Annotated in this window: 2 protein-coding genes; both read right to left on the reverse strand. The window is 38.0% G+C overall.

What is annotated here, in order from left to right; all coding sequences use genetic code 11:
- Nucleotides 1-187 (reverse strand): hypothetical protein (locus tag EAE90_RS17530; protein WP_214053077.1); only part of this gene is annotated, 187 nt, incomplete at its 3' end.
- Between the two features lie 60 nt (nt 188-247).
- Nucleotides 248-994, reverse strand: coding sequence for a hypothetical protein (locus EAE90_RS17535; protein ID WP_214054552.1), 747 nt, complete (start codon nt 992-994; stop codon nt 248-250).
- Nucleotides 995-1,244: the final 250 nt, after the last annotated feature.

The raw sequence follows: 1,244 nt of genomic DNA on the forward strand, positions 1-1,244 counted from the left end.
AAACTACCCGGAATTTCACAGACTGTAATAACAGTGATTCCAGATCAATATCGGCCCGTTTACTGACCAGCATTAAAGATAGGGTAAAGAGTTCGGATAATTCCTCCTGCAAAGAAAATTCAGCTACTGCAAAAGTTTTCTCCGGCAAATCGGTAATATGACAAAGAAAGTGTAATCCATCGTTCATGTGGACTCCTTATTTCTGATGTTGATGTTTAGGTAAATTAGTAATATGGCCTTGGTGGTGTTATTTTATTTTCCAGTAATCAATAGAGTCTCTGTTTAAATCAATTCTGCCATCAGGATATTCAACCCTTGAAGGTTCTTTACCTGGTGGGATAATAATTTTAGGCATTTTGGTTTCATCTAATTTAGGTTTATAGGTGATTTTCCATTCAGCGCCTGGAGTTAATTTCAACCGAAAAGGATACGTATCCACTATTCCCTGCAAGAAAATTTTATTTGGACGCCCATCAACCATCTTTAATACAGGGTAAATAACCGGGCTGAAGTCTATAGTATTCAATGCTGCAATTTCGCTAATATTTGTTTGAGCCGCGTCGTTGATAAATGCAGTTAATCCCGTCCCTGCATAGGGAATAGCATCTTTTACCAAATGACTGACATCAGTATAACTTACTGATACAAAAGCCCGATCAATCTTCCAGTTACACCATCCCCCGCCATTAAAAGGTAATTTCGTCTGAAAGTAACCGGTTTGCAGATTAGCTTTTATATCCAAACTTAGGCTATGATAAGTCGGTACTTGAAAAGGCGACATACCCGCATCAAACTGATATTCTAAGCAATCTTTTGATTTATATATAGCGGCCACATATGGCTCAGTGTGACTCGGAGCTACTCCTTCTACCGTAATCAACTCCCCTTTTCCGGTCGATGAAAAGGGAAATAGCCAGTTAAAAAAGGTATCGCCAAATGCCCAGTAAATAAAATAGAGAAATAATAATGACAACGTTATTTTCAATATTTTCATACGGACAGTTCCTTTTAATAACAGTATTCTCATGTTGGCATTTAGACAAACTGGTAATATGACCTTAGTAGAGCGTTACTTTATGTAACGGGTATCTACCATTTGGGTATTTATTTCAATGTGCCCACCGGGGTACTCAACCCATTCACCTTTCTTAGTTACTATAACCTTCGGCATTTTAGTTTCATCCAGCTTAGGTTTAAAGGTGATTTTCCATTCCGCTCCTGGCATTAATTTCAGTCGAAAAGGA

The organism is Photorhabdus caribbeanensis (assembly GCF_018448885.1).
In the GTDB taxonomy this organism is placed as follows: Bacteria; Pseudomonadota; Gammaproteobacteria; order Enterobacterales; family Enterobacteriaceae; genus Photorhabdus; species Photorhabdus caribbeanensis.